This is a genomic window from Lactococcus termiticola (genome assembly GCF_003116835.1).
Classification (GTDB): Bacteria; Bacillota; Bacilli; order Lactobacillales; family Streptococcaceae; genus Lactococcus; species Lactococcus termiticola.
In genome coordinates this window covers 139,059-156,893 of sequence record NZ_BFFO01000002.1, presented here as the reverse complement: position 1 = coordinate 156,893, position 17,835 = coordinate 139,059, and the positions used below count along the sequence as shown (strand labels likewise).

Annotated in this window: 20 protein-coding genes; 1 reads left to right on the top strand and 19 read right to left on the bottom strand. The window is 48.9% G+C overall.

The features are described 5' to 3' along the window. Positions 1-108: 108 nt before the first annotated feature. The 13 genes from NtB2_RS02170 to NtB2_RS02110 all read right to left on the bottom strand — a co-directional run bounded on the left by NtB2_RS02170 (position 109) and on the right by NtB2_RS02110 (position 11,281). The gene (locus tag NtB2_RS02170) at positions 109-951 is read right to left on the bottom strand and encodes a PTS system mannose/fructose/sorbose family transporter subunit IID (protein WP_109245308.1); all 843 of its coding nucleotides are present in this window, start codon (positions 949-951) and stop codon (positions 109-111) included. Beyond that, the gene (locus NtB2_RS02165; RefSeq protein ID WP_109245307.1) at positions 941-1,738 is read right to left on the bottom strand and encodes a PTS mannose/fructose/sorbose/N-acetylgalactosamine transporter subunit IIC; all 798 of its coding nucleotides are present in this window, start codon (positions 1,736-1,738) and stop codon (positions 941-943) included. Before NtB2_RS02165 ends, NtB2_RS02170 begins: the two co-directional genes overlap by 11 nt. Positions 1,739-1,769: 31 nt before the next feature. Next, the gene (gene agaV, locus NtB2_RS02160) at positions 1,770-2,246 is read right to left on the bottom strand and encodes a PTS N-acetylgalactosamine transporter subunit IIB (RefSeq protein WP_109245306.1); all 477 of its coding nucleotides are present in this window, start codon (positions 2,244-2,246) and stop codon (positions 1,770-1,772) included. 41 nt (positions 2,247-2,287) lie between these two features. Next, a complete protein-coding gene (locus NtB2_RS02155) occupies positions 2,288-2,563 on the bottom strand; it encodes a preprotein translocase subunit YajC (RefSeq protein ID WP_109245305.1) in 276 nt (91 codons plus the stop codon). Beyond that, a complete protein-coding gene (locus NtB2_RS02150; RefSeq protein ID WP_225867035.1) occupies positions 2,563-2,988 on the bottom strand; it encodes a PTS sugar transporter subunit IIA in 426 nt (141 codons plus the stop codon). The genes NtB2_RS02155 and NtB2_RS02150 overlap by 1 nt, the downstream gene beginning before the upstream one ends. Before the next feature lie 19 nt (positions 2,989-3,007). Continuing rightward, a complete protein-coding gene (gene nagA / locus NtB2_RS02145) occupies positions 3,008-4,150 on the bottom strand; it encodes an N-acetylglucosamine-6-phosphate deacetylase (protein WP_109245303.1) in 1,143 nt (380 codons plus the stop codon). A 120-nt stretch (positions 4,151-4,270) separates the two neighbouring features. Next, positions 4,271-5,023, bottom strand: a complete 753-nt coding sequence (locus NtB2_RS02140; RefSeq protein WP_174683332.1) for a MurR/RpiR family transcriptional regulator — start codon at positions 5,021-5,023, stop codon at positions 4,271-4,273. 128 nt (positions 5,024-5,151) lie between these two features. Next, positions 5,152-6,099 carry a mannose-6-phosphate isomerase, class I gene (gene manA / locus NtB2_RS02135; RefSeq protein WP_109245301.1) on the bottom strand — a complete coding sequence of 316 codons (948 nt, stop codon included), beginning with the start codon at positions 6,097-6,099 and terminating at the stop codon, positions 5,152-5,154. Positions 6,100-6,153: 54 nt separating this feature from the next. Continuing rightward, a complete protein-coding gene (locus NtB2_RS02130) occupies positions 6,154-6,789 on the bottom strand; it encodes a response regulator transcription factor (RefSeq protein ID WP_109245300.1) in 636 nt (211 codons plus the stop codon). Further along, on the bottom strand, positions 6,782-7,783 hold the full coding sequence (locus NtB2_RS02125) for a sensor histidine kinase (protein WP_109245299.1): 1,002 nt from the start codon (positions 7,781-7,783) through the stop codon (positions 6,782-6,784). Before NtB2_RS02125 ends, NtB2_RS02130 begins: the two co-directional genes overlap by 8 nt. A gap of 5 nt (positions 7,784-7,788) precedes the next feature. Then, positions 7,789-8,409, bottom strand: coding sequence for a LiaF domain-containing protein (locus tag NtB2_RS02120; protein ID WP_109245298.1), 621 nt, complete (start codon positions 8,407-8,409; stop codon positions 7,789-7,791). 52 nt (positions 8,410-8,461) lie between these two features. Beyond that, positions 8,462-8,794 (bottom strand): metal-sulfur cluster assembly factor, encoded by a 333-nt coding sequence (locus NtB2_RS02115; RefSeq protein ID WP_109245297.1) that lies wholly within the window; start codon positions 8,792-8,794, stop codon positions 8,462-8,464. A gap of 120 nt (positions 8,795-8,914) precedes the next feature. Then, a complete protein-coding gene (locus NtB2_RS02110; RefSeq protein WP_165814938.1) occupies positions 8,915-11,281 on the bottom strand; it encodes a YhgE/Pip domain-containing protein in 2,367 nt (788 codons plus the stop codon). Positions 11,282-11,409: 128 nt separating this feature from the next. Here NtB2_RS02110 and NtB2_RS02105 point away from each other — a divergent pair, with 128 nt between their 5' ends. Further along, positions 11,410-11,970 carry a TetR/AcrR family transcriptional regulator gene (locus tag NtB2_RS02105; RefSeq protein WP_109245295.1) on the top strand — a complete coding sequence of 187 codons (561 nt, stop codon included), beginning with the start codon at positions 11,410-11,412 and terminating at the stop codon, positions 11,968-11,970. Positions 11,971-12,508: 538 nt separating this feature from the next. On the opposite strand, the gene rplS is transcribed toward NtB2_RS02105, so the two are convergent. From rplS to NtB2_RS02075, 6 genes are all read right to left on the bottom strand, one after another. After that, complete coding sequence (gene rplS, locus NtB2_RS02100) at positions 12,509-12,856, bottom strand: 50S ribosomal protein L19 (protein WP_109245294.1); 348 nt, start codon at positions 12,854-12,856, stop codon at positions 12,509-12,511. Between the two features lie 95 nt (positions 12,857-12,951). Next, positions 12,952-14,343: a sensor histidine kinase gene (locus NtB2_RS02095; protein WP_165814937.1), complete on the bottom strand. Its 1,392-nt coding sequence runs from the start codon at positions 14,341-14,343 to the stop codon at positions 12,952-12,954. A gap of 19 nt (positions 14,344-14,362) precedes the next feature. After that, on the bottom strand, positions 14,363-14,752 hold the full coding sequence (locus NtB2_RS02090; protein WP_109245292.1) for a response regulator transcription factor: 390 nt from the start codon (positions 14,750-14,752) through the stop codon (positions 14,363-14,365). After that, complete coding sequence (locus NtB2_RS02085) at positions 14,745-15,407, bottom strand: GTP pyrophosphokinase (protein ID WP_109245291.1); 663 nt, start codon at positions 15,405-15,407, stop codon at positions 14,745-14,747. Before NtB2_RS02085 ends, NtB2_RS02090 begins: the two co-directional genes overlap by 8 nt. A 104-nt stretch (positions 15,408-15,511) precedes the next feature. Beyond that, positions 15,512-16,174, bottom strand: a complete 663-nt coding sequence (locus NtB2_RS02080) for an ABC transporter ATP-binding protein (RefSeq protein ID WP_109245290.1) — start codon at positions 16,172-16,174, stop codon at positions 15,512-15,514. 12 nt (positions 16,175-16,186) lie between these two features. After that, on the bottom strand, positions 16,187-17,683 hold the full coding sequence (locus NtB2_RS02075; protein ID WP_109245289.1) for an ABC transporter permease: 1,497 nt from the start codon (positions 17,681-17,683) through the stop codon (positions 16,187-16,189). Positions 17,684-17,835: the final 152 nt, after the last annotated feature.

The window sequence follows — 17,835 nt, the reverse complement described above, 5'->3', positions numbered from 1 at the left end:
AAGTTGAATTTTCAGGGAAAAAATTTCAAAAACAACTGCTTTGACCTGAAAATTTTTCCGAGTCTTTTTCTATGAAAAAACAGCTGAAGCCTCCTCCAGCTGTCTCCCCTACTTCGGCCAAATCGAAGGCCAGAGGCCAAGACCTGAACCGACAATCCCAATGACCAGCAAAAGGACAATACAGCGAATCGGTGTCCATTTATGCTTTTGCATCAGGTAAAACAGGAGCATGGTCAGAGCCAATGGCAACATTGAAGGGAGAATCCCGTCTAATATGGCCTGAATATCAATCTTCGCCTTACCGTTTGGAATAACGATGGCAACCTTGGTCGCCCCCATGGCTGAGGTCAGGGCACCAACAACAAATATCCCTAAGATAGACGCCGCCCGGGTAAATTCCTTGGCAGAAGCCGTCATGATACTGATGGCCTCCGTCCCCTTCTTATACGACCAGTGCATGAGGAAATAACGCAGGGCAAACTGGACCAGATTAAAGATAATCAGAAATAGGAAGGGGGCCGCGATATTGCCGGCAATGGCCATATTAGCCGTAATCCCCGCCGTAATCGGCACCAGCGTAAACCAGAAGAGGGCGTCACCAATCCCGCCAAGCGGTCCCATGGCTGCCACACGGACAGCCCGGATGGTCGGAATGTCCGCCTTATTCTGCTCAAGAGAGAGGACAATCCCCATCACAAAGTTGACCAAGAAGGGATGGGTATTGAAAAACTCAAGGTTGTGGGCCATAGAGGCTGACAGGTCGTCTTTATTGGTATGGATTTTTTTGAGGCCAGGCAGTATAGAATAGAGCCAGCCTCCAGCCTGCATGCGTTCATAGTTAAAGGAAGCCTGCAAGTAGACAGACCGCCAGACCATCTTGTTGAGGGTCTTCTTGTCCAGCTGAGGGGCTGGGGTCAGGTCTTGATAGTGTTCTGGAATCTTATATGCCATCTTCGTAGTCTCCTTCCGTCGTTGCTGCTGTCTTCATTTTGCCATGAATCTGGAAGTCCCAGAAGGCCAGGGCAAAGCCAACCACGGCCAGCAAGAGCAGGGCAGGGCTCTTGAGGGCTGCCACACCTGTCACAATGACCGCCAAGACAAAGCCAAGGAAGTAAAAGCCCCAGAGCTCTTTAGAGACCATGACCTTGATTAGAATCGCAAAACCGACATAACGCATCATGGTGCCAGCCGCACCGAGACCGCCCATCAGCCAGACTGGAATCGCCTTGACCACGGCATCCCCAAAGGCCTGACCTCCGATAAAGAAGAGGGTCACGACAATCCCAAAAATCGCCCCCAGCGCGCACATGGCCAGCCAGTTTATTTTGGTAATGCCTGAGGTATTGCCTTCTTCTGCATAGCGGTCAGCCAGACCCATCATTGGCGACATGATGGTAAAGATCAGGGTCACGCCATATTGGCCTAGCAATGAAAATGGAATCGCTGTTGCAACGGCCGCCGCAGGCTCCAGATGAAGGCTGATGGCTAGGACCGCTGCCATGATTCCCCCAATGACGGCATTTGGAGGCTGGGCTCCACCGACCGGCATGTTACCGATGGTCATCAGCTGATAGGTCCCGCCTACGACGAGACCAGTTTGAACGTCTCCCAAGATCAGACCGATGACGAGACCCGTCACAATCGGCTGATAGAGGGATTGCAGGAAACTAAATTGATCGATGGCCACCACAAAGGTAAAGGCAAAAATCAAGATAATTTGCAAAAATGAAGCATGCATCTGTATTCTCCTTTTTATTTTGATTGTCCGACTAATTAAAGAGCTTGTCGAGTGGCTCTACTGGCGTCGTCGGCACCCGCTGTATTTCTAGCTCTACGCCGAGGTCCAGGAGCTTCTTAAAAGTTGCGACATCATCATCGTCAACAGCGATGACCATCGCTACCTGGCGTTTGCCCTCAGCCATGTGCATGTTCCCAATGTTGACCTTCTTGATTGGCACGCCACCTTCGACCAACCTCAGGACATCTTGCGGATTTTCGCAGATGATAAAAATCAGCTGGCGGTCGGCCGCCTTATTGATGACCTCGATGGTCTTTTGGATGCTGAAATATCGGGTGGCCACGCCCGTCGGGGCCGCCATATCCATCAGGGCCTGCCGTTGCGGCTTTTGGGCCACATCGTCGTTGGCGACGAGCAGAAGATTTGAGCCAACATAGCTGTTCCATTGTGTTGCCACCTGGCCGTGAATCAGGCGGTTGTCAATCCGGGTAAGTAAGATATTGGGCATAAAATAAGACCTTTCTATAAAAATAAATTTGTCTACTTTAGTTATAAAATCGCAGTAATCGCATAACGGGAGACCTTGACGAGGACCTGGTCGGCCAGTCTAATCTGACAAAATTCTTCATCAAGCTCATGGATGACCCCCGTCAAGCCAGCACTAAACATGACCTCACAGCCGACCGAAAGCCTCTGATGAAGCTCAGCCAACCGCTTTCTGCGACGTCTCAACTCAAGGCTGGACATCAGACTATAAATCAGGCCCCCAACGAGAATAAAGCCAATGAAGACCAGCGAGCTGTTCAAGATGACATGACCGTCCATCAGATGCCTCCTCCTTCTTCTTCCAGTCTGAGAAAGAGCTCCAAATCAAGCGTGATGCCTTCTTTGGCCGTCTCAATCGGGATTTCAAGGCAGTCTGGACAGCTTTCCTGAATCATGCCCTGGGCAATGAACTCCATGAGCATGGGCAGGTTGGTTCCCGTGATAATATGCAGTCTCTGCCTGCCCTCCTTGGCAATCATGGCCTGATTAAAAGGCGTTCCCCCTATCATGTCCGTAAAGATGACCGCTTCCTCGTCTTCATCCTCATCACAAAAATCACAAATCGCTTGATGATAGGCTTCAAGCCCTGTGCTTTCATCAAAAGGCAGGGCTCTTATCTCTTCTTGTGGTCCTGCAATCAACTCTAGGGCCGACTTCATTCCCTGGGCAAACTCAGCATGGCCAGTAATCAGTGCTCTCATCATTTTCCTTCTCCCTTCTCATTTATCCGACTTTTTCGCCCTCTAGGTAGACCTCCTGGAGATTCATCTCCTTATCTAAAACAATAAAATCAGCCCTATGCCCCTCTTTAATCTGCCCACAGCAGTCTTCAATGCCGACAGACTTGGCTGGCGTCAGCGTCGCCATCATGACAGCTTCTTCAGCAGTCGCAATCCCCCAGTCGACAATATTTTTGAGGGCATCCTTTAAGAGCAGAATAGAGCCGGCAAGACTCCCGCCTTCTTTGAGCCTGGCCACTCCTGCCTTAACGCCAACTGTAAATTCACCTAAGAGATAATCGCCGTCAGGCATCCCAGCTGCCCGCATGGCATCGGTAATCAAGATGGTCCGCTCAGCCCCCTTGGCCTGAAGCAGAATTTTCGCTGCCCTCGGATGGACATGATGGCCGTCACAAATCAGCTCCGCATAAGTATTTGCCGTGCTCAGCATCGCCCCCACCATGCCAGGCTCCCGGTGGCCAAAGGCAGACATGCCGTTAAAGCCATGAACAAAGATGCTGGCCCCAGCATCAATCGCGTCCAGTGCCTGCTTCAGGCTCGCATCAGAATGGCCGATGGCAACAGCAATCCCCTGCTCATTTAGGGCCCGGATAAAAGCTTCAGCTCCCGGGCGTTCTGGAGCCAGGGCAATTTTACGAATCATGCCCTGGCAGGCCTCGTTCCATCGCCTAAATTCTTCAAGGTCTGGGTCCGTCATATAGGCCGGATTCTGGGCCCCTTTATGAGTTGCTGTAAAATATGGCCCTTCAAAGAAGAGGCCTCGGATTTTTGCTCCAGACTGATTTCCCATGACCTGTTGAATGCTTTCGCAGACACGGCTAAGCAAAGCGTGGTCGGCCGTCAGTGCTGTCGGCAGCCAGGAGGTCACGCCCTGCTTCAACAGGCCCTGACTCATCGTCTCCAGGACTTTCGGACTGGCATCCATGACGTCCCGATTTTCAAAGCCATGGACATGCGTGTCGACCAGGCCTGGAGCAATCCAATAACCCGTCAAATCCTCGACCGACGCAGCCTCAGGCACTGCTTCCAAATGCCTCCCAAACTTGCCCTCATTGACCTCGAGAAAACCGCCCATCTTCGTCTGACTAGGATAAAAAAACTTGTCCGCCTTGATATAATAAGTCATCTCGCCATCTCCTCCTCTCACTTCTCTAAGCCCAGTATAAGCCATAAAAAAAGAAAAAATTTCCAAAGCCTAGGCGATGAGGCAGGAAATTTTTACAAAAAAATAAGGGCTCCCGCCCAGCTAATCTCTTATCGGTGCCAAATCCTTATACAAGGCATAAGTATCCAGCAAAATCCGGTTCACCACCTGAAGGCATAGCCTGCTCCCTACATCCAGGCCAAAATTTATATTTTTCAGCGAAGAATTATAGGCATTGATGCTAATATCGGCCAGACTCCCGATACTGCTAGGCCTTGCCCCGACCAGGGCCAGGACCTTGGCCCCACGCCCCTGGGCGATCCGCATGGCCCTGAGAATCTCCGGCGTTTCCCCACTCAAAGAAATGACCACAATCAAAAAATCCCGATTCACACAGCCGGCAAAGTATTTCATATAGTCGACATCATCGTGAATGGCCGACATCTTGCCAAAAAGCTGGAGTTTCTCCCGCATCTCCCGAGCGACATTGCTACTGAGGCCTGCTGAGAAAATCAGGATTCGCTCATGCTTGTCAATCAGTTTTACCGCGGCCTCGATGTCATCGGCAGAGAGCTGGTTGATGGTCCGGGTAATCTCGATTTCATTCTTACGGATGGCCTGGTTAACCTCTTTAGAAAAACCGTTATTGCGACGTTCGTCCTTGGTGTTCCGCACGGTCTGCTTGAAGTCAGAATAGCCATCATAGCCCATCTTCTTGAGGGTCCGATTGACCGTCGAGACACTGACGTGGGCCTCTTTAGCCAGCGATGAAATGCTGGCATTGGGAATCTTCGTCAGATGGTCCTGAATATGATTCCAGCAATAGTTCTCTGCTTCCGACAATTTATGCTTCAAAACCCCGTCCTCCCGTGTCTTTTCTCCTATTCTCCTTCACGCCCTCATTATAGTAAATCCAGGAAATATTGTACAGGCAAAAAATAGCAAAAAAAGAGGTCTCATATTGATAACCTCTTGCTTTATTTTTATGCTGGATTGCTGGCAATCATTTCCAAATCCCCAGAAATCGCCCAATTCTCAACGGTCGCTGGAATAATGAAATGGTCACCCTTCTTTAGAGACTGGAGTTTTCCAGAAATGGAAATCTGCCCCTGGCCGTCCAAGACTGAAACCAGCGTGTAATTCGCCGTCTTCTTAAAGTTCTGACTTCCTTTGATTTCCCACTTGTAGACATCGAAAAAGTCTGATTTGACGAGGGTCGTAAGCACCGCCCCCTCATGTTGCTCAAGCTGGACCTTATTTTCAGGCAACTGGTCGCCCGGAATCGTCAGGACATCGACCGACTTGTCCAGATGGAGCTCTCTGAGATTACCCTTAGCATCCTTGCGGTCAAAGTCGTAAACCCGGTAGGTCGTGTCAGAGCTCTGCTGGGTCTCAAGGACCATGATGCCCGCCCCAATCGCATGCATGGTGCCACTTGGCACATAGAAGAAATCGCCGGCCTTGACATGGACCTTGCGGAGAAGATGCTCCCAGTCCTTATCGTCAATCATGCTCTGGAGCTCTTCTCTTGACTTGGCATTATGGCCGTAAATAATCTCAGCACCAGGCTCAGCCGATATGATATACCAGCACTCGGTCTTGCCCAGCTCGCCCTCATGGGCCATGCCGTAGGCATCGTCAGGATGGACCTGTACAGAGAGCCAGTCATTGGCATCGAGAATCTTGGTCAAAAGCGGAAAGACATCAGATTCAGGATTGCCAAAGAGTTCTGGATGATTCGCATAAAGACTGTCTAGCTTTTCTCCAGCAAAGGCCCCATTTTTTATGGTAGATACACCATGCGGATGGGCTGAAATCGCCCAGTATTCTCCGACCTTGTCCGTCGGCAAATCATAGCCGAATTCCTTGAGATGGTCGCCCCCCCAGATTTTCTCCTGCAATACTGAATCTAAAAATAATGCTTCCGTCAAAATTTTCTCCTTTTCAAGATTGTTCTATACCAATTATTATAGCACAAAAGTCCGCTATTTGTTGACCAGCTTGTGCTCGATGGCATAAATGGTCGCCTGGGTCCGGTCATTGACACTAAGTTTTGTGAAAATATTAGAAACGTGGGTCTTCACGGTCTTCAGGCTGATAAAGAGCTGGTCAGCGATTTCCTGATTGGACAGGCCGGTCGCGAGGACCTGAAGGACTTCTAGCTCCCGCTTAGAGAGGTCATCATAGAGCTCGTGCTTTCTGTGTTTGCTCTCATAAATCTTCTGCTTGACCGCCTCAGAAAGGATTTCTTCTCCAGACGCCACCTTGCGAATGGCTGTCGCAATCTCTGAGGCCTGAGAGGTCTTGAGGATATAGCCTTTTGCCCCTGCTTCCAATGCTGGAAAAACTTTTTCATCATCGATAAATGAAGTCAAAATCAAAATCTTCTGCTCAGGATGCTGGGCCAGAATCTTCTTGGTCGCCTCAATCCCATCCAACCGGTCCATGACCAGGTCCATGAGAATCACGTCAGGTTTCAGTGTCTCATTTTTAAGATAGCCTGACTCACCGTCAGCGGCCTCGCCGACGACCTCTATATCTGGCTGGATGCTCATAAAGCTTGACAGGCCCAGCCTGACCATCTGGTGATCATCCACGATTAATAATTTTATCTTATCCATTGTCTTCTTCCTTTGTTTCCAAAACTGGAATTCTAATCTCTACGATCGTTCCCTGGCCAATTCTACTGTCGACCTTGGCTTCGCCGCCGAGAAGGAGGGCCCGTTCTTTGATATTTGCTAGGCCATAGCTGGCCGTTTTTTCACTGTCAGAAAGCTCAAAGCCAACCCCGTCATCAGAAATCCTCAACCAGATATTGCCTGAGCGTTGGTAGAGGCTGATATCGATGTTTTCAGCCCTGGCATGCCTGAGCGTGTTGGAGAGGATTTCCTGGGCCATTCTGAAGAGATTGTCCTCGATATTGCTGGTCGTCTTGATGTCGCCGATTTTCACAGACAGATTGGCAGAAATCTTGGCCTGAAGCTCGTCAATCAAGGCGTTTAAGCCCGTCATCAGCGACTTGCCCTCCAGCTCGATCGGCCTCAGGTGCAAGAGGAGGGCCCGCATTTCATTTTGAGCTTCATGGAGGATTTTCAGAACCAGCCGGGACTGGGTCATGACCTGGTCCTGGCTGAGATTGACAGCCGTCTCTTCACTGGTCACGCTTGAGAGAATCATGGTCGCTGCAAAGAGCTCTTGGCTGACCGAGTCATGGAGCTCCCGGCTCATCCGCTTCCGCTCAGTCTCGATGATTTCAGCCTTGTCCAGACCTTGAGCGGTCGAGAGCTTTTGGAGCTCTGCCGACATCTCATTGATCCGGTCATAGAGCTTGATGAGCTCAGGACTCTCCGGCTTTTGATTGTTGAGCAATCTTTGCAGGTCATCTTCAGCCTCCTGGCGAATTTTGATATTTTCAAAATAATTAAAAAAGGTAAAAATCAGGGCCAAAAGGCCAGCTACTGAAATAAAAATCCAGACGCCTATAAAATTGCCCATCAGCTCTCGCATCATGCTCTGATGGCCGTTGTCCAAGACCAGCGAAAAGAGCAGGCCATCGACCACTAAAATAGTCAGAAATATCGCAGCAAAAGTGAGTGGTATAGATGTTTTTTTCATTTTTCTTAACCTCTCACAATCTCGATATTTCCTTCTTCAACAAGGATTTCAATGGCCATCCGCTTCTCATAAGACTCGGCCTGCTCTGAAAAATAGCGGAGGCCACGGGGGTTAATGCTGTGCTCGCCAAAGATATTGACAATGCCTGAGCCCGTCGTCAGTTTGAGTGCCACTGCCACATCAGCTGGCACGATGATTTTCGTATTGCCAGAAGCCTTGCGGATAGAAAGGCGATTGCCCTCAGGTCTAAAGTCGACCTCGGCCAGATCAATCACGTCATTGCCCTCTTGTGAACTGCCGACAGGCTCAGCACGCCGTTCGTAGAAGGCACCCGGCTTTTGCTGGACCTCTCTTGGATTATTTTTCCAAAAAATAAGAAACATGACAATCGGGAAAATCAAGGCCAGCCAGAACCAGCCTGCCGTGATAAAGACCAGGCTTGAAATCGCCCAGAAAATCAGGCTCAGTGCCCGAAAAAAAGGCGACCGCATCCGATTGGCCAAGAAGGTAAAAATCAGGGCCAAGGCAAACAAGACCAAAAGTCTAGGACTACTGGCCACATGAAAGAAGAGGGCGATGAGAATGAGAATCTCAATCAAAATGATAATTTTTAAGCGTTTGCTCATAATTTTATTTTAACAAAAAAAGCAGGCTAGCTGCTCAGTCTTTAGGACTATTTTAGCGGATGCCTAAGGCAATCCGGGCATAACGGCTCATCTTGTCCGGTGTCCATACAGGGGCCCAGACCAGCTCTACCTTGATTTCAGTGACTTCAGGGACCTCTTTTAAGACGTCATGAATCTGGTCAGTCAAGAGGTCAGCCAGGGGACAGCCCATGGTTGTGAGCGTCATTTTGATTTCAGTCAGGCCGGAGTCCTCAAAGCTAATTTCATAGACCAGACCCAGATTGATGATGTCAATCCCAAGCTCAGGGTCGATGACTTCTTCAAGGGCTGAGAGAATCTTATTCTTGATGCCTTCTACTTCTGCTTCAGTATATTTATCTGCCATAAATCTGCCTCAATTTTTTATTTGATAGGCCAATTTTAGCAAAAAAACAAGATTTAAGCCAGTTTTTTGAACGAAAGAAAAAGCGGAGCTGCATCAGCAGTCCACTTTCTGACTTTTTAACTAAATTGCCTGTCGCTTGCTCCTTCCCCAAATGCCAATGAGACCTGTAAAGACCAGAGCAAGAGCAATCATCAGACCAGCATAGGCCCAACCTGTCCCATTGAGGCTGATCATCTGCCTGAGTAGCTTGATCGCATAAGACATCGGCAACCAAGGATTAATAATTTGGAAAATCTTAGCTGAAAGCTGGATGGGATAGGTCCCGGCAGAAGCCGCCAGCTGGATAATCAAGAGGACTAGGGAAACAAAGGCCCCGACCTTGCCCAGCCAAAGGTTCAGGAAGGTCACAATGGCCATGAAGGCAAAGCTGATCAAGAGATTCGCCCCAAAGAGACCTAGAAAACCTTGTGAAGCCCGGAGTCCCAGGACGTAAACAGCTCCTGTGACAATCAGGGCCTGCAGGACAGCGACAACACCGTTGGTCCCAAGCTTGGCCAGAAGTAGGTCCCGCCCGCTCTTCCAGGTCTTCTTAGAGAGGCTGGCACCAAACATGATATTGGTCGAAATCGCACCCACAAAGAGGGCAACCGCAATCATATAAGGAGCCATCCCAACACCATTGACCTCTGATTGGCTGGTATCAACGTGTTTCAGTGACACTGGGCTGGTAATCTTATCAGCATTGTCCTGACCACTGGCCTGACCCTGGAGCTTATCGCTCGCATCTGCCAGCGAGTCGTGAAGCTTGCCTTCGCCTGAATTGATGGCGGTCAGGCCTTTATTTAAGCTGTCTGAACCATTAAAGAGGGCCTGGCTTCCAGTAACAAAGCCCTGGGCTCCGGTTGAGAGCTGGTCAGAGCCTGACTGGAGTTCGCCTGACTTGTTGGTCAGCTGGTCAAGACCTGTCGCCAGTTGTTGACTGCCTGACTGGAGCTCGCCCCCCTTGTTCTTGAGGGTCTGAGCCCCGTCATTGATTTGACCGACTGCTGAGGCGTACTGGTCAAAGCCTGAGCTAAGCTGGCTAGAACCTCTGGCAAGCCCACTAGAGAGCTGGCCTGCCCCGTCTGAGATTTGGCTGGCCCCGGGCAGGATTTGCTGGCTGAGGGCATCGTGGGTCTGGTCGAGTCCGCCCTTGAGCTGGTCGATGGCTTGATGAGCTCCTGGGAGGGCCTGATTGGAAGCCTTTTTGAGGGCTTCTTGTTCCTGATTCAGGGCGGTCAAATCTTGAGCCAGGCCTTGCATGCTGGTCTGGACTTGGTCCATGCTTGTTTTAGTAGAAGCCTGGAGGGCCTGCAAGACCTCTGTCTTTTGCTGGACGGATAAGTCTGGAAGCCCCATGATGGCTTGACTTTCTTCTGTCGGCAGAGCCGTCAAAGCCGTCTGTAGACTCGTCATCTCCTTTTGAATGTCGGCAGAGAGGCTGGCATCCCCCGTTTGAATGGCCTGGTTCAACTGGTCAAGGCCTGTTTCCAAATCTGAAATCTGCTTGGCCTGTTCGGCCGGGAGACTGGTCGCCTGACTTAATTTTTCAAGGCCGTCTTTGAGTGTCTTCGTGGCTCCAGAGAGCTTCTCCACTTCTGGAACTGAAGCCGTCAGCTGACCAATGCCGGCTTTCATATCAGCAGACTTGCTATTGAGCTGGTCAGTCCCCTGGGACAACTGATTGACGCCTGACACATACTGCTGGCTAGCAGAGGCCAATTGATTGGCTCCTTGGTCAGCTGCCTTTGTAGCATCAAGATATTGACTCAGGCCGACAGAGAGCTCTTGCGTCCCGTCTGAGAAGCTCAGGCTGGCATCAGAGAGCTTGCCGAGATTCTGAGTCAGCTCATTGCTTCCTGACTCGGCCTTCCCGGTCGCATCCTGAAGCTCTGCAGAGCCATCGCTGGCCTTGTTCATGCCAGACTTCAGCTCGCTGATGCCAGAAATCAAGGCCCGGCTATATTCCTGGCTGATATTCTTCGACAGTTCATCCTTGAGGCTGGCCATGGCTGAGTCAGACATTTTTCCAGAAATGTAATTATGCCCCTGAGCCGTCTGATAATTTAAGACAGGCCTTACGGGACTTCCCGTCATCAGGCTGGCCGCATCCTTAGAGAAATTTTCTGGAAAATTAACCACCAGATAGTACTTGCCGTCCTTGATGCCCTTATCGGCATCAGCCTTGTTGACAAAGTGGTAGTCGAGCTTCTTGTCCTTCTTCATCTCGTCGGTCACCTGCTGGCCGACCGAAAGCCTCTTGCCATTTAAGCTGGTCGCCTTGTCCTGATTGACCACAGCGACGGGCAGCTGGTCGAGCTTGCCATATGGGTCCCACATCGAACTCAGGAAAATCCAGTTGTATAGGGCCGGCACAATCGCCAGTGCTATGAGCACAACCAGTAAAAATTTGTGCTTAAAAATCGCCTTCCATTCATTTTTTAACATTCTCTCAGCTCCTTTAGACATTATGTCTATTTTTTGATATAATCAATAGTATATCTTTTTAAGCATTTATTCAATAAAGATGAAAGAATTTTGGACAGTCTGTGTTATTTTGTTCAAGGAGGAATCAGATGCCAACAAAAGCAAGTAAAATCAGAAATCGAGAAGTAAAGCACTCAAAGACGAGAAATCTTTTGAAGGAGGCCATGGTGGAGCTCCTCGAGGAAAAGTCTTTTGATAGCATCACGACTAGCGAGCTGGTCGCCAAGGCCGGTGTGAGTCGCTCAAGCTTCTATACTCACTACCAGGACAAGTACGACCTGATTGAAGCCTATCAGGCCGAGCTTTTTAGCACGATTACCTATATTTTCACAAAAAATGAAAACGAGCCTGAAGCTACACTCATCGAGGTCTACCGATTCATCGACCGCAATCCGATTTACGCCGGTCTTTTCTCCGAAAATGGAAGCAAGGAAATCCAGCAGTTCTTCCTTTCCAAGCTCCGCCAGCTTTTTGAGCAACTCATCCTTCCTGCCCGCCTGGACGGCCGTGGCATCGTCGCCAGCCACCAGCACTATGTCAGCATCTACTACGCCAATGCGATTTTCGGCCTGACCCAGGCCTGGATTCGTGATAAGAAGCGGGAGAGTCCCGAGGTTTTGACGGCTTTAATTCTTCAGTTGATTGAATGATGGCTAGGAAAATAACAAAAGGCGAACACTAACGGTCTCGCCTTTTTTGTTGGAGCTGATTGCAGTTGCTTTTGCGGGGCTTATTTCGTTCCAGAAATCAGGCCCTTAGCCGTGGAGGTCCGCAAACGAAGCTCCGCTTCCATTGCTAATGCTTGAGCCCTTCGGTCTCAAGTATTGCCTTTTTCCACTGCTAAGAACCTGATTTCTTGCACTCCACATTACTTGTAGACTAGGCAATTTCCCATTTCAATTATGTGATAAGAGCATCTGTCTCTGTAAGAGGTTGAAAAATGAACTCTATTTCAAACACTAACCAGTGGAACTTCAGAAAAGCCCGCCAGCTATCGTGAAATTTGGCAATTCTTGAGACCTAAGGCTCAAGAATTAGTCATGGAAGCCGTAGGCTTCGCTGATGGCCTCACGACATTCTGAAGTGGAACCGCATGCTAGGAGTTGTATAAAATTGCCTCACAGTACTTTTCACAATTTATAAAGAAAAAAGAGCCCATACGGACTCTTTTTCAAACGCCAAAGATTCTTATTTACGACGTTCTGGGATACGAGCAGCCTTACCTTGAAGGGCACGCAGGTAGTAAAGTTTCGCACGACGAACTTTACCGTAACGAACGACTTCGATCTTTTCAACACGTGGAGTGTGGATTGGGAAGATACGTTCTACACCGACACCGTTTGAGATTTTACGAACAGTGTAAGTTTCTGAGATACCGAAACCTTTGCGGGCGATAACAACGCCTTCAAAGATCTGGATACGTTCGCGGCTTCCTTCGACGACCTTTGCGTGAACACGGACAGTGTCACCAGGGCGGAAGTCAGGGATGTCGCTACGTAGTTGACTTGCATTGATTGTTTCGATAAGATTTGCCATCTTAAGATTCTCCTTTTGCCTATCATAAAGCTCTGGGCCCAGCGGATAAACAGTTTTATTTATGCGTAAAACGCACGAATCATATTATAACAAAATCAGGACTTCTTTTCAAGGACTTTTTTTGGCTGATTATCAAAAGCAAGAACAAATCGCACCCAGCCGGCCTTGTTTTCTGCATAAGCTGTCCCGCCGTGTTGCTCTGTCACAGCCTTGACGATAGAGAGGCCGATGCCATGGACACCGCCCGCCCCCTTGTAAAAACGCTCAAAGAGATGGGGCAGATCTTCTTCGGCAATCGGGTCGCCGTCATTGGCCACAACCAAAATCATCTTGCCCCGCTCGAGCTTACAGCTGACCTGAATCTCGCTCTTCGCATAGCGGAGGGCGTTTGAGACCAGGTTTGAAATCGCCCGCCTCAGGGCCTTGTAGTTGCTCCAGATGTAGACCGGCTTCTTGTCCAGCTGGTAGCTGAATTTCAGGCCTTTTTGACTGGCAAAGGCCTCCTGCTCTCTGGTCACGTCTTTGAGGATTTCACGGAGATCATTTCTAGCATATTCTTCAGGCTTGTTGAGGCTGTCGATTCTTGACAAGGTCAAAAGGTCTTCGACCAGTTCGCTCATTCGGTCCGTCTCCTTGAGGATGGTCTGGCTGGCCTCATGGGCCGGCATGATGTCGTAGTTAATCCCTTCAGCATAGCTCTTGATGACCATCAGCGGTGTCCTGAGTTCATGCGAGGCATTTTGAAAGAAGGCCTTCTGGTCCTGCTCGTTGTCGGCCAGTTGACGGGCCGCATTATTCATGGTGTCAGCAAGGGTCGCAAGCTCCAGGTCATGAAAACGGCCTTCATAAGGCCTGAAATCCCCACGTCCAATCCGCATGGCAAAGCTTGCCAGCCTGGAAAGCGGATTGGTCAACCGCCGGGTAATCAGCGTGACGGCAATTGCCATAAAGATAATCACGCTCAGTGCAATCAGCATCAAAAGTAGATTGACCGAATGAGCAAAATTGGTTATCCCTGAAATGTCGACATAGAGAATCAGATAGCTCTTGTCATTCTTACTGGACTCAATGTAGAAGGTCTGGCTCTTGGTTTCTAGCCTGAAATTATTGAGCTGGCCCAGGCTGACCTGGTCTTCTTTGAAGGCAGCCGTGATGTTCTTGGCGACCTCCTTGTCAAGCTCAGAAGTATGATCAGGAAAAGTGATCTGATAGTCGCTACTGAGCTCAAAGGCCGCCGGATGGGTGTTAAAAAGGCCTCGGGGAGCATTATCCAAATCGATGGATGTCGCCGGCTTATCCGGCCGGCCCTGCTCGGCAGAGGACTGGTAGTTAACGACCCTGGCCAGCTGGCTCTTGGCATTACTCGAGATATAGTTGTTCATCAAGACATTAAAAATTAAGAAAACGCCAAGAAAAGAGAGGAGGACCACAGCAATGTTGACCCAAAGGATTCTTGTCTTGATGGATATAGGGCTTTTTATGGCCATGGCTGGACCTCCTTTCTCATTATTCTGTCTTATTTTGTTTTTCATAATCAATCCGGCGGAAGATGGCCTTCACTCGCATGACCAGCTCCATAGGGCTAAAGGGCTTGGTAAAGTAGTCGTCACTGCCCAGATCGAGCCCTGTCGCATAGTCCAGGTCTGAGTCCCTGGCCGTTAGCATGATAATCGGCACAATCGAAATCTTCCGGATGGCCTTCAAAATCGTAAAGCCGTTGGAGCCTGGCATCATCACGTCCAGTATGACAAAGTCTGACGGGACCTCTTCAAATCGGGCCAGGAGCTCATCGCCCGTCCCAAAATCCTCGACCTCATAGCCTGATTTCTCAAGGAAGGTCCGGATGGCTATCCGGATATTTTCTTCATCGTCGGCAATATAAATTTTCTTAGTCATTCTCATCTTCTCCTTCATTGATCAGGTCGACCAGTTCATGAATCAAGTACATCCGCTCATCCAGGGCATGAATCTGCTGGGCACAGTTTTGGAGCTCTTCTGACAGGTGGACCGGCATATCGCCACCGTACTTGTAGCGAACCTTATGCTCGAGAGTCGCCCAAAAATCCATGGCAGAGGTCCGAATCTGGAGCTCGACAGGACAGACCTGATTGTCAAAGAGCTCGCCCAGATCGACTTCAAGAATCAGGTGATAAGAGCGATAACCAGAGGCCTTGGCCTCAGAGATATAGTCTTTTTCCTTGACAATCTTAAAATTGTGCTGCTTTCTCAGAATCTCTACTATCTCATAGATATTTTTGGCATAAGAGCAAATGATTCGGACACCTGCAATGTCCTTCAGCGCGGCTTCTGCAGACTCTGCAGTGACTGGCAGACCCTTCTTCTTGAGCTTACCAGCAATGGATTCTGGAGCCTTAATCCGAGATTTAATATGCTCGATGGGATTGGCTTCCCAGTAGGCATTAAAATAACTGTTGATATTATTAAGCTGTGTCAAGACTTCTGCCAGAGCACAGTTGTATTTAATCAGGTCCCGCTTGAGTTTCTCAAATTCATCGATTTCAAAACGTTCCTGAAGCTTTGTATTATTCATAATAAGAACACCTCAAGGCCTATTATATCAAATTTCACGAAGCTCGGATAGGGATTTATTTTTCTCATGATGAGAGAAAAAGACAGCTTTCACTGCCCCATTTTCTAGCTCATTTTCTCCAGTTTTTTGTGGATGAGCCGGTAGACCAGGTCTGACGACTTCGCGACCTCCTGCTCATGGGTGACCAGAATCACGATTTTCTTGTCTTCATGGGCAATCTTTTGGAAGAGCTCGACAATCTGAGCTGTGGTCTCTTCATCCAGATTCCCCGTTGGCTCATCTGCAATGATGATTTCGTGATTGAGGACCAGGGCCCGGGCGATGGCAACCCTTTGTTGCTGACCACCCGAGAGCTTGCTGACCGGCTTGTGAATCATTTCTTCTGCGAGGCCGACCTTGGCCAGAGCTGTAGTGACCTCCTGTTTCTCATCTTCAAACTGGACGCCAGAAATTTTAATGGCTGTTAAGACATTTTGAAAGGCTGTCATATAGGTCAAGAGATTATAAGCCTGAAAGACCGTGCTGACCGTCTTCTTGCGATAATGCGTCAAGTCTGACTTTTTAATGACCTGGTCATTATAGGAAATCTGGCCAGCTTTTGCCTGGTCTAGTCCTGCCAGAATCGACAAGAGTGTCGTCTTTCCTGAGCCCGACTGGCCGAGAATAGCATAGAGTTGCCCTGGCTCAAAGCTTTCATTGAGCTCTTTGAAGAGGTAGTCTTCTGGATTATTATAGTAATAGGTTAAATTTTCAATTTTTAAGCTCATCTGCAGGCCTCCTTAATTTGTAAGCACTTGTTTAGGATTGAGACGGAGAATACCAATAGAGGCGAGTCCAACCGCAATCAGAGTAATGGCAACAGCGATAGCCAATAGGAGAAGGACTTCTGTATAAGAAGTCTTAACATTTAACTTCTCAAGAGCCTTGGTCTCAGCTGCTGACCGGCCAAAGCCAATCGCTGAGCCCGCCCGTCTTGCAAAGCCTCCACCAGCTTCAGAACCAGCTTGTCCACCTTGGCCGCCAGGTGCTCCTGGAGCCTGGCCGCCCTGGCTGTTATTGCTTGTTGTCTGTGTGGTCTCCTGCTTTAGGAGTTGTTGTCCGACGACATTGCCAACGACATTTCCAGCCGCTGATGCGATGAGGACAGACACAATCATGACCATGAAGAGTTCAGTGAAAAATTGTGCGACAATTTTAAGCTTGCTCTCGCCCAGGCTCATGAGGACACCAATCTCAAAGCGGCGTTCACGGACCATCAGCATGACGATGAGGGCCAGGATAATGGCGCCTGCAATCGCCACAAGCAGGACGATATTCTTGGCAAAGCTGGCCACATTGTCAAGCGATGACTTGACATTCTGATAAGCTTGATCATTTTTAGAAACGTTGAAATTGCTGTCGTTGACCAGCTTGTTGGCTGAGGTCACAAAGCTATCTGCCTTGGCAGGGTCGGTCATGTTATAGGTTGCTGTTGAGATTTGACCGCTGGTTGCCTTCATGCTGTTGGCTACAGATAAGGCTGTATAGATATTATTAATATAGCTGATAGAATTCTCTGTAGAGCTTGATGTGGTCGTATAGATGCCAACGACGGTCATCTTGTAAGTCTTACTATTTGTATCCTTGAGCTCAAATGTAGAGCCGACTTTAAGATTGTTTTGACTTGCTAATGTTGACTCAATCACGACATTGTTTGTGCCTTCGTCAGAAGCTTTAATTGCCCGACCTAATGTGATCTTATAGCTGGAGCTAAAACTGCTATTATCAAGGAGGTCATTGGTCCCAGTAATGGTAAAGTCGCCTTGAGACTGCCCAGGCATCTGACCAGCTCCGCCAGCAGGGCCACCCGCTCCTTGAGCTGAACTACTGCTATTGCCATCTGAGACTTTAGTGATGCCAGAGTTTGCATTCGCAGAAGCATTATAAGTAAAACTGTAAGATTTCACATTATCTAAATTTGCAATTTTCTGAGCCGTGCTTGCAGAGATTGTCGGCAGGCTGATGCCAAAATGCCGGCCTTCTGATGTATTTTGGTCACTGCTAGATGAAGATGACGCTGTCTCTTGAGCCTTCTTTATAATATTTTGCATATTTACAGAAAGACTAACTGTCGCCCCTGCTGCCTTCTTAGCATTGGCAATCGAGCTATTAGCTGCTGAGTTGATGATGAGTCCAGAGAGGACAAAGATAAGAATTGCTGAAAAAGCAATAATCAAGAGGATACTTCTTGAAATTTTAGCCTTCGTAAAGAGCCAGGCTCGTCTAATAAAATCCATAATTTCACACTTTCTATTGTTGATGGCGCTCTGACTTAAAAGGGCCGCTGCCTTCTGGTCTTTCGTCGATTTTGGTAGGCTGTAATGGTCGTCCCTGTGATGCTAAAGGCCAAGAGTAGGCCCAGTAGGGCGATAATCTGTCCAATCATAGG

What these genes read in the sequence shown, in the direction of transcription:
- NtB2_RS02150 (WP_225867035.1), bottom strand. Translation starts at nt 2,988, where the DNA reads ATGATGAGAGCACTGATTACTGGCCATGCTGAGTTTGCCCAGGGAATG.
- NtB2_RS02095 (WP_165814937.1), bottom strand. Translation starts at nt 14,343, where the DNA reads ATGGCCATAAAAAGCCCTATATCCATCAAGACAAGAATCCTTTGGGTC.
- agaV (WP_109245306.1), bottom strand. Translation starts at nt 2,246, where the DNA reads ATGCCCAATATCTTACTTACCCGGATTGACAACCGCCTGATTCACGGC.
- NtB2_RS02115 (WP_109245297.1), bottom strand. Translation starts at nt 8,794, where the DNA reads ATGGCAGATAAATATACTGAAGCAGAAGTAGAAGGCATCAAGAATAAG.
- NtB2_RS02105 (WP_109245295.1), top strand. Translation starts at nt 11,410, where the DNA reads ATGCCAACAAAAGCAAGTAAAATCAGAAATCGAGAAGTAAAGCACTCA.
- NtB2_RS02165 (WP_109245307.1), bottom strand. Translation starts at nt 1,738, where the DNA reads ATGCATGCTTCATTTTTGCAAATTATCTTGATTTTTGCCTTTACCTTT.
- NtB2_RS02085 (WP_109245291.1), bottom strand. Translation starts at nt 15,407, where the DNA reads ATGAATAATACAAAGCTTCAGGAACGTTTTGAAATCGATGAATTTGAG.
- NtB2_RS02170 (WP_109245308.1), bottom strand. Translation starts at nt 951, where the DNA reads ATGGCATATAAGATTCCAGAACACTATCAAGACCTGACCCCAGCCCCT.
- NtB2_RS02120 (WP_109245298.1), bottom strand. Translation starts at nt 8,409, where the DNA reads ATGAGCAAACGCTTAAAAATTATCATTTTGATTGAGATTCTCATTCTC.
- rplS (WP_109245294.1), bottom strand. Translation starts at nt 12,856, where the DNA reads ATGGCAAATCTTATCGAAACAATCAATGCAAGTCAACTACGTAGCGAC.
- NtB2_RS02130 (WP_109245300.1), bottom strand. Translation starts at nt 6,789, where the DNA reads ATGGATAAGATAAAATTATTAATCGTGGATGATCACCAGATGGTCAGG.
- nagA (WP_109245303.1), bottom strand. Translation starts at nt 4,150, where the DNA reads ATGACTTATTATATCAAGGCGGACAAGTTTTTTTATCCTAGTCAGACG.
- NtB2_RS02080 (WP_109245290.1), bottom strand. Translation starts at nt 16,174, where the DNA reads ATGAGCTTAAAAATTGAAAATTTAACCTATTACTATAATAATCCAGAA.
- NtB2_RS02155 (WP_109245305.1), bottom strand. Translation starts at nt 2,563, where the DNA reads ATGGACGGTCATGTCATCTTGAACAGCTCGCTGGTCTTCATTGGCTTT.
- NtB2_RS02125 (WP_109245299.1), bottom strand. Translation starts at nt 7,783, where the DNA reads ATGAAAAAAACATCTATACCACTCACTTTTGCTGCGATATTTCTGACT.
- NtB2_RS02090 (WP_109245292.1), bottom strand. Translation starts at nt 14,752, where the DNA reads ATGACTAAGAAAATTTATATTGCCGACGATGAAGAAAATATCCGGATA.
- NtB2_RS02075 (WP_109245289.1), bottom strand. Translation starts at nt 17,683, where the DNA reads ATGGATTTTATTAGACGAGCCTGGCTCTTTACGAAGGCTAAAATTTCA.
- NtB2_RS02110 (WP_165814938.1), bottom strand. Translation starts at nt 11,281, where the DNA reads ATGTTAAAAAATGAATGGAAGGCGATTTTTAAGCACAAATTTTTACTG.